Origin of the sequence: Veillonella sp., assembly GCF_015058545.1 — a bacterium.
In the GTDB taxonomy this organism is placed as follows: domain Bacteria; phylum Bacillota; class Negativicutes; order Veillonellales; family Veillonellaceae; genus Veillonella_A.
On sequence record NZ_SVCB01000001.1, the window covers coordinates 1 to 8,805 of the forward strand.

The 8,805-nt window shown below is 42.8% G+C and carries 10 protein-coding genes; 9 read left to right on the forward strand and 1 reads right to left on the reverse strand.

The window, feature by feature from the left end; translation table 11 throughout:
• Positions 1–379: cyclase family protein (locus tag E7204_RS00005; RefSeq protein WP_366483351.1), on the forward strand; the 379-nt coding region annotated here is incomplete at its 5' end.
• 274 nt (positions 380–653) lie between these two features.
• Here the strand turns inward: E7204_RS00005 and E7204_RS00010 are convergent.
• A complete protein-coding gene (locus E7204_RS00010) occupies positions 654–1,235 on the reverse strand; it encodes a hypothetical protein (protein WP_295180371.1) in 582 nt (193 codons plus the stop codon).
• A gap of 337 nt (positions 1,236–1,572) precedes the next feature.
• On the opposite strand from E7204_RS00010, the gene E7204_RS00015 reads away from it, so the two are divergent.
• From E7204_RS00015 to E7204_RS00050, 8 genes are all read left to right on the forward strand, one after another.
• Positions 1,573–1,926 carry a hypothetical protein gene (locus E7204_RS00015; RefSeq protein ID WP_295180373.1) on the forward strand — a complete coding sequence of 118 codons (354 nt, stop codon included), beginning with the start codon at positions 1,573–1,575 and terminating at the stop codon, positions 1,924–1,926.
• Entirely contained in the window at positions 1,923–2,225 is a 303-nt protein-coding gene (locus E7204_RS00020; RefSeq protein ID WP_295180375.1) for an NADAR family protein, read from the forward strand. The genes E7204_RS00015 and E7204_RS00020 overlap by 4 nt, the downstream gene beginning before the upstream one ends.
• 311 nt (positions 2,226–2,536) lie before the next feature.
• On the forward strand, positions 2,537–3,427 hold the full coding sequence (locus tag E7204_RS00025; protein ID WP_295180376.1) for a helix-turn-helix domain-containing protein: 891 nt from the start codon (positions 2,537–2,539) through the stop codon (positions 3,425–3,427).
• 317 nt (positions 3,428–3,744) lie between these two features.
• Entirely contained in the window at positions 3,745–4,740 is a 996-nt protein-coding gene (galT, locus tag E7204_RS00030; RefSeq protein ID WP_295180378.1) for a galactose-1-phosphate uridylyltransferase, read from the forward strand.
• Positions 4,733–5,887: a galactokinase gene (locus E7204_RS00035; RefSeq protein ID WP_295180380.1), complete on the forward strand. Its 1,155-nt coding sequence runs from the start codon at positions 4,733–4,735 to the stop codon at positions 5,885–5,887. Before galT ends, E7204_RS00035 begins: the two co-directional genes overlap by 8 nt.
• A gap of 20 nt (positions 5,888–5,907) precedes the next feature.
• The gene (locus tag E7204_RS00040) at positions 5,908–7,089 is read left to right on the forward strand and encodes an ROK family transcriptional regulator (RefSeq protein ID WP_295180382.1); all 1,182 of its coding nucleotides are present in this window, start codon (positions 5,908–5,910) and stop codon (positions 7,087–7,089) included.
• Positions 7,090–7,164: 75 nt separating this feature from the next.
• Positions 7,165–8,202, forward strand: coding sequence for a galactose ABC transporter substrate-binding protein (locus E7204_RS00045; RefSeq protein ID WP_295180384.1), 1,038 nt, complete (start codon positions 7,165–7,167; stop codon positions 8,200–8,202).
• 67 nt (positions 8,203–8,269) lie between these two features.
• The coding region (locus tag E7204_RS00050) for an ATP-binding cassette domain-containing protein (protein WP_295180386.1) at positions 8,270–8,805 on the forward strand (536 nt) is incomplete at its 3' end.

Consider the following 8,805-nt stretch of genomic DNA (forward strand, 5'->3'; position numbering starts at 1 on the left):
GGAAGGGGCGTTTGTAGCTTTTAGAACGGATTGGTATAAACAACCGGCTGATGATTTTCAGAAAAAGGATGCCGACGGCACCCCTCATACGCCGGGCTGGACGATTCCCACATTGGAGTTTTTGGTGAAAGAACGTAATGTTGGCGCTATCGGTCATGAAACAGCTGATACGGATGCAGCGATTCGAGCCTTCCAACCGGATTCACATCCGTTGCCGGCTGAACAGTATATTTTGTCGCAGGATAGAATTCAGGTGGAAGTGTTGGCTCACTTAGATGAATTACCACCGGTGGGGGCCGTTATCTTTGTAACTTTCCCTAAGTTGAAAGGTGGCACCGGCTTTGCGGCACGTTGCTTTGCCTTGGTAGAAAACGAATAGATGATATAAAGTTAAGCGAGGAGGCCGGTGCCTCCTCGTTTTGTCTTATAAGCCAAATATTAGCCTGTACACAAAAAGAGGCAGTAACCTCCGAGTCGGTTCGGATGGTTACTGCCTCTTATGATATGAATAGACCAATGCATACGGTTGTTACGCTTGGGCTATTGTTTGTCGGCTTAATAAGTACAACTGAGAGAGAATAGTTATGTTACAAGGCGAAATATAAATTAATTAATAAATGCCTTAGTACGTAATACTTATTATTTATTATTTATTATTTTGCAGGTTTCTGAGCTTCAGTGTCAGTTTTGTCGATGATGATATCGGTTTTCTGAGCTTCTAAGTTGCTCTGAGCCTGTGCGTTCTGCCAAGTAGCGGCAATTTTAGCGTCTTCTACTTTTTTCTGTTGAGCTTCGGCCGGAGTAATAGCGATGTCCGGTTTGTTTTTCAACTGGTAGTCACGGTTAACAAGGTTAGCTACTACAGTTTCTAAAGCAGCGTCAGCTGTGTTAGGCTGAATAGCATGGCCCGCACCGTTAGCGTTGGTAGTGCTCTGAACGTCATTGGAGTTGTTAGGATATACATCTTTCTGGTAAGTGTAGATCGTGTTGTTAGCGAAGTCTAATTTGTAGTTAACAACGTCAGTAAGACCTGTGTTAGGGTTTACGGCAGCTGCCTGGAAATCAGCAGTGTCAGTATTTACATCATAGTTAACGGAAGGTACGTTTACAGAAGTTGTGTAATCTGCATCGGAGTGTACCCAGTACCACTGGTTGGCTGGTAAATCTTTAGCGGAAGCTACGCCCGCAACAGTTGTTAATGCTAAACCTAATACTAATAATTTTTGTAATTTCATATGTTATAATCTCCCTTCAAATATCGCTATTTGTTTGAATATCGATTTTTTTCTATGTCTTTATTATAGCACAAGAAAAACAAAGAGTTCAAGGGAGTAGACTAAAAAAATCGAAATTTTTAGTAATTCAATCATCGAAAGTTAGAGATTTGACCTGTGTTGACAAGGGTTTCACGTATTTATTGAGGCGGCTAAAATTTTGTATTAAGTCATTTGAACTACTCATTTATAGGCAAAAAAGTATAAGTTTAATACGATAATAATAGCTTTTTAGACAGTTGTTTAGGAGGCTATTTTTTACTGTTAAAACTAATGCGTAGGTAAAGGGGAGGTAATAATGATGACTGAAACAGACAAAAGACAGATGCCGAATAAAGAATTAGCAACGAAAAAGCAGCGGGGTAAACAGGCAAGTGCGAAGGAAACAGTAGCTAAAGTTGAAAAGAAAACGGCAGTTAAAGCTGAAAAGAAAGCCGATAAACCGACTTACTCGCGCTGTGATATTTTGAAACTTCGCGACGATGAAATACCACCGGTGATTGATCGTTTTAGAGGGACCTATAGCTTTCTGTCGAATTTTAGCGGCTATAAGGTATTTTACATGGGCGACACGTACTATTCGGCAGAGGCAGCGTATCAAGGTTCTAAAGCGGCGACGGATTTGCAACGTATGAAAATGGTAAGAGAGTGAAGCGGCCTGATTTTGCACGGCGCATAGGTCGCAATATGAAGCCCATACGTGCTGATTGGGAGAAGGTTAAGTTGCGAGTTATGTATGATATAGTTAAAGCTAAGTTTTTACAAAATGAAAAACTGCAGGCCAAACTGTTGGCAACGGGAGATAGAATGCTGATAGAAGGCAATGATTGGGGCGATACCTTCTGGGGGATGGTCGATGGCGAAGGAGAGAATAATTTGGGAAAAATATTGATGAGAGTTAGAGAAGAATTAAGAGTAGCGCAAAATGATAAACCTAAGAAAGAAATTTGATGGTATATTGTTAAAATAAAAGATGAAAAACACCTAGATTTTATGGAGATGCATACTCATAATGGACAAATAGTCACGAAATACCCGCTGTGAATGCTCACGCTACGGTGTAATTCTATAAACGCATAATACCTATGATTTTTTTGATTTTGACTCTAGCGTATAATGTTTTTTACTGCTATTATAAGATGTAGTAGATTATCTAGATTTTTGATTAAAATAGAAATTATTAAGATGAATTTATTGTGAAAAATATTAAGCGACAAGAGACGGTCGGACGTTATGTGCGTTCGGCAGGAAGGATGTGTATTATGCGAGAATTTCGTTGTGATTCAGAGGCTATGAGAAAAGGGTATTTGGCATTGGCAGCTCAAGTGAGCAAAGCGATTGAAAAAGGAACGTTGTCTGTGCATGATACCTTGCAATTAGTGGTAATCGACGACGTAGTTGTTAATTGGTACGGCAAGGATGCGTTCGATGGCCGTTATGCTGAAAAGCCGGATGATGTATTGTTACAGATGGTAGCGCAAGCGCGTTATGAATTTGAAAAACCATATTTTGAAGAACACAGTATTGCCACCTTGGCGGAACTGGCCAATAAGAAACCGGTGGTAAAAGCACCAAAGTCGGTGGTAGACCAAGTGTTTACGGACAGCGAAGCGGCTAAAATTTGGGAAGTCGGTTTGACTGCGGTTATTAAGGCCTGTCAGGGGAGCGGTCTCAATCGTTTTAACGAACGGGAATGCCGCAACAGTGACGGTACGTTCCTCATTAGCGAAGCAGGGATGAATCGCCTTTTCGGTGAACGTTTGGATGATCAGGGGATGAGCATTGTCTTCATGCATATCGGTTCCGAAGAAGCCATGCTGGTTCGCTCTAAATTGCGCAAGATTTTTGAAGCGCGCGGCGTTCCGAATGTGGAAGGTGCTTTGCATGATCGTTTGGGCCAAGTGACTACGTCTTGTGTGAAAGCCATTGCCAATGGTCATACGGTTGAGCTTTTGAAGACGATTGAAGATGTGGCCAAAGATGTGGGCATTGTGTCGAAGGTGGTCAAGGTTGTTACTGATTTCAGACGCTATAACCGCATCGTGTGGGCGTACCTCTATTTATTGGTTGATAGTGATGAACTGGAAACTTGGCGCATGGTGGCCGAAGGCACGGATCTTAAAGCGCTCATGGCGGCTGTGGCTAAGAAATAACCAATTACATGCGTATTTTACTTATATTAAATGAGCACTTTGCTTAATTGTTTAATATATGTTTTTGGGTAATACTTAATTAAGAAATTAACTAATTTACTTAAAATTTGAATAAAAAATTATAAAAAACAGACTTAAGAGGTTGTAAGACTGCAGTAATAATGCGGTTTTATGACCTCTTTTTGAGTTTAGTAAAATGTATGTCAAATAGGTATGAGTTTTTGTAAAATTTTACTTGAAAAAATAGCAATCATGAGCGAAAATATATTTGTAATATATTTTCTTAAGTAGTTTATTAAATGTGAGGAGCGGAGATTATGTCAGAACTAAGATGGAATCCATTGCTCGGCACATGGACGATGGTAGCGTCAAACCGTAAATTACGTCCCACTATGCCAAAAGATTGGTGCCCGTTTTGCCCGGGAGAAGGGAAAAAGGTACCATCCGAATTTACCGTGTATGCCTATGATAATGATTTTCCGGCTCTAACCCAGCATCCGGAAGCACCGTTTGTGGATGAAACAGGTTTTTACAAGAGCGCAGAAAATCATGGTAAGTGCGAAGTTATCTTGTACTCGCCGCGTCATTCGGTTAAATTCTATGAATTGTCCGTCGGCCATATTATCGACCTGTTGGAATTAATTTCGGATCGTTGTACGGCTCTTGCAGCGGATAAGAAGATTAAGTATGTTTATCCGTTTGAAAACAAAGGGGAAGCCGTGGGTGTAACGATGCCGCATCCTCACGGACAGATTTACGGGTATCCGTTCGTGCCGCAGAAGATTGAAACGGAACTTAAGAACTGCAAGGATCATTATGAACACACCCAGCGTTGCTTGCTCTGTCAGATGAACCAAGCGGAACAAAAATCGGATTTGCGTATTGTAGCCGAAAATGACAGCTTCTTAGCGTATATTCCGTTCTTTACGGATTATCCGTACGGTGTATTCGTTGTGCCGAAACGTCATTTCAGCATGCTTTCCGAATGTACGGCCAAAGAAAAAGAAGATTTGGCTCGCATGTTAAAAGTGGTTACCCACGCATTCGACGAATTATTTAATGCACCGTTCCCGTACATGATGGTTTACCATCAACGGCCGGTTAACTCGCCGGAATATGATGATGCTAACGATTATTATCATTTCCATATTGAATTTTATCCGCCATTTAGAGAAGCTAATAAGATTAAATACTATGCTTCCTCCGAAATGGGCGCTTGGGCCGCCGCCAATACGAGCGCAGTTGAAGAAACGGCACCGGTTTTGCGTAAGCTGGTGACGAAGATTATAGAAAGGGAAGAAAGTAATGACTAAAGAGGAACTAATAGCTAAATTTATTGAGCAATTCGGCGATACCGGAGAACCCATTGATTGCTATTTTGCCCCGGGGCGTGTGAACATCATTGGTGAACATCAGGATTACAATGGCGGTCATGTGTTTCCGGCCGCTCTGACTTGCGGGATTTGGGGCGCTATGCGCTTGCGGGACGATTCTAAAGTTCGTCTTTATTCTGAAAATATGGAAGCGACCATCGTGGTGGATATTAATGATGACTTCGTCTATGATGAGGCACATGATTGGGCCAACTATCCGTTGGGTATCATTGAATATTTGAAAAAAGATGGTTACAGCTTACCGGGTATGGATTTATTCTACAGTGGTAATTTACCGGCCGGTGCAGGTCTCTCCTCTTCTGCTTGTATTCTCGATTTAACGGGCTACATGCTGTGGACGCATCTCGGTAAGACGCCGATTGACCGCACGAAGTTGGCAGAAATGGCACAGCAGGTTGAATACAATTTCGTAGGCGTTAAAGTGGGCATCATGGACCAATTCGCTATCAGCTACGGTAAAGAAGGGCACGGCGTGCTCCTCGATTGCACGGCGATGGAATTTGAACATGTACCGCTCAACTGGGGCGACTATCACCTTATCATTATGAACACCAATAAAAAACGCGGCTTGGTAGATTCCAAATTTAACGAGCGCAAAGGTGAATGTGATGCGGCGTTGGCCGAAATCCAAAAACATCATCCCCTATCGGGCCTATCCCTGGGTACCTTAGAGGACTTGGACCTCATCGAAGATGACGTATTGCGTCGCCGTGCTCGCCATGCGATTACTGAAAACTTACGCGTTATGGCATTCATGGATGCCCTTCGTGAAGGTAATACGGCAAAGATTGCCGAAATTATTACGGCGTCTCATGAATCCTTGCGCTATGACTATGAAGTAAGCGGTTTGGAATTGGATACGATGGTAGAAATTGCTCGTAAGCAACCGGGCTGTTTGGCATCGCGTATGACGGGCGCCGGTTTTGGGGGCTGTGCGATTGCTTTGGTAGCCAGCGATAACGTAGAGGCTTTTAAAGAAGCGGTACCAAAGCTTTATGAAGAGGCTATTGGCACTGTACCGACCTTATATGATGCTGAGATAGGCGATGGCGTATATAATTTATAGGCTTTCGGGAAGGGGACAAGATGCAAACTAAACAGGCACTCAACAATGACGAAATAATTTTAAATTACATACGTCGTAACGGCTCTGTTTCAAAAGCAATTATTGCTCGCAATACGGGCATTACACCACCGACGGTAACCAATATTTGCAGTACGTTGGCTGAAAAAGGTCTTATTTATGAAGAACGACAGGAGCGCAGTGCATTGGGGCGGCCGTCGATGCTGTTGAAATTTAATGAGCAAAAAGAAATGATGCTGATGGTTCACGTACGTACTCATAATGTATTTTGCTATGTGGTGCAATCGGGTGGCATTATTTTACATCAGATGCAACAGTCGATTATCGGACTTTCATCAGAAGAAATATTAAATACGATTTATCATTGTATCGAAGATATCATTGAGGATATGCGTTGGACGATTGCCGCTATCGGCCTCATCTTACGCGGTCCCGTGGATTCGCAAAAAGGAATTTCCATTTTTTCACCAAACGGTAAATGGTCCAACATTCCGTTCAAGTACATTTTGGAAGAACGGTTCCAATTACCGGCCTATGTGGAAAATGACGTGCGTTGCCTCGCTACCGGCGAATATTATTACGGCAGTGGCAAGGGCATTGAAAACCTCTTGGTTTTGAAATTCAGCTACGGTCTCGGCGCCTCTTTGATTTATCACGGCTCGCTATACCGCGGTTACAATGATTATGCCGGCGAAATCGGCTACTCTGTCATCGACATTGATGAAACAAAAGAGGATTCCTACACGCGCTTGGAAGAAGTGGCGTCGGAAACAGCTATTCGTGAATATGTGTTAACGGAGATTAAAAAAGGCCGTTTATCCAAAGTGACTGACAATGGAGCCATATTGAACGATGCATTCCGGGTAGAGCCTATTTATGAGGCCGCCGTGGAAGGCGACGAAATTTGTTTGGAAGCCTTAAATCGAGTAGGCAAATACTTAGGCATTACCTTAGCTAATTTATATAATATGATTAACCCGCAGCGCATCGTTGTAAGCAGCGCTATGGGCAATGCGGTAAGGACTATGGATCCGATTTTACGTACCGTATTGGAAAAGAATTTACATCGGGCACAATCCGTCGATTTGGTTTACTCCGGCAACGGTAGCTACTACACATTGCTGGGTATGGTGGATATTGTCAGCAGCCGCAGAGCCAGTGAAGTATGGCTCAACGGTCGCTAAACGAATGGTTGGTAGATACGCTGGAAGAAAGCGAATTATAGAGTCTACATTTTCGTCTCAAAGGAGGAATTTCTCGTGAAAAAGGCATGGAAAGCAGCAATGTTGGCTACCTTCGCAGTAGGTACCTTAGTAGTGGCAGGTTGTGGCAGTGATTCTACATCCGGCAGTGGTGATTTACCACAAGTAGGTGTGGCTATTTACAAATTTGACGATACCTTTATGAGCGGCGTACGTGCTCGTATCGATGCAGATGCTAAAGGCAAAGCTAAAGTAGATATCGTAGACAGCCAGAACTCGCAGCCTACGCAGAATGAAAAAGTTGACTTGTTCCTTAACAAGAAATACAAAGCTATCGGTGTTAACATTGTTGACCGTCCGGCAGCCGGTGGTATCATCGACAAAGCTAAAGCAGCTAACGTACCGGTAGTATTCCTTAACCGTGAACCTTTAAAAGAAGACATGGCTAAATGGGATAAAGTGTACTATGTAGGTGCTAAAGCTGAACAAAGCGGCGAAATGCAGGGCAAAATCTTAGCGGATTACTTCAAGAAACATCCGGAAGCTTATAAGAGCAACGATAATGTATTGCACTATGTACTTATCAAAGGCGAACCGGGCCATCAGGATGCAGAACTTCGCTCCAAATATGTAATTGAATCCCTCAAAAATGAAGGTATTCAGGTACAAGAAATTGCCCAAGATACAGCTATGTGGGACCGCGTTAAAGGTCAGGAAAAAATGGCTGCCTTCTTATCCAGCTACGGCGACAAGATTGATGCCGTTATCGCTAACAATGATGACATGGCTTTAGGCGCTATTGAAGCATTGAAAGCTGCCGGTTACTTCCAGAACGGCAAATACATGCCGGTTGTAGGTGTGGATGCTACGGCTCCTGCCGTACAGGCTCTTAAAGACGGCACATTATTGGGTACCGTTCTTAACAATGCGAAAAAACAAGGGGATGCCGTATTCAACTTGATGCTCGTATTGGCTAAAGGCGAAACTCCGACTAAAGAAAATACAGGCTTTGAAATTGTTGACAAACAATATATTTGGGTTCCTTACGAAATCGTAACGAAAGAAAATGCAGATCAAATCTTAGGTGATAAGTAGTCATTGCAGTAGGTAGGGAGGCTTGTTGCAGGCCTCCCTCACTTACTGAACCGGTAGGAGGGCAAGCATGAGTGAATATATTTTAGAGATGCAACATATAACAAAGTCATTTCCCGGCGTTAAAGCATTGAATGATGTATCTCTGCGGCTCCGTCCAGGTTCGGTACACGCTCTTATGGGCGAAAATGGAGCTGGGAAATCGACCTTGATGAAATGTTTATTCGGCATCTACAAACAAGATGAAGGACAAATTATTCTGGACGGTGAAAAGGTAGACATTACCGACTCCCGTACTGCTTTAGGCCTTGGTATTTCTATGATCCACCAAGAGCTCTATCCCGTATTACAACAGACTGTTATGGAAAACTTATGGCTTGGCCGTTTTCCGCTTAAAAGTTATGGTCCTTTGAAACTCGTTGACCATAAAAAAATGAAGGCCGACACAGAGGCTCTTTTTAAGGAAATAGATGTTGATATTGACCCGTTGGAACTGGCCGGCAACTTATCCGTATCCAAACTTCAAAGCATTGAAATTGCTAAAGCGGTGTCACATCACTCCCGCATTATTGTAATGGACGAACCAACCTCATCTTTGACCAGTGA